The organism is Streptomyces colwelliae (genome assembly GCF_048158785.1).
GTDB lineage: Bacteria > Actinomycetota > Actinomycetes > Streptomycetales > Streptomycetaceae > Streptomyces.
Map to the genome: position 1 here is coordinate 1 of NZ_JBLTJC010001048.1, position 394 is coordinate 394.

The following is a 394-nucleotide window of genomic DNA, read 5'->3' on the forward strand; positions in this document are numbered from 1 at the left end:
GGCAAGTAGCGCGCGGCGCAGGAAGGTGGATGCGTCAATCATCGTGGGGTCTCCATGGTTGGCTGGCCTCGTGTGAACTCAACTCGTCTTGTGTGACCGACGATGCGCTGGGCAGAGACCCAGTTCGATTACCTCTGGGGTAATGGATGGAGCAAAATCCGCATGCTAGGTTTTCGATCATGACCGCCCATGCATCCACTGAAACCGCCGGGCACAGCCAGCCCGTTCATATCGGCGATCATTTGCGCGAATGGCGGCAGCGCCGCCGCATGAGTCAGCTGGATCTCGCCGGCGAGGCCGAGATCTCCGCGCGGCATCTCAGCTTCGTCGAGACCGGCCGCGCCGCACCCTCGCGCGACATGGTGCTCAGGCTCGCCGAGCGTCTCGACGTGCC

General features: G+C 63.2%; 1 protein-coding gene. It reads left to right on the forward strand.

The window, feature by feature from the left end; all coding sequences use genetic code 11:
* Window positions 1–179: 179 nt before the first annotated feature.
* Window positions 180–394, forward strand: a 215-nt coding sequence (locus ACNFOC_RS55770) for a helix-turn-helix domain-containing protein (protein ID WP_416966496.1), incomplete at its 3' end; no start/stop codon positions are given.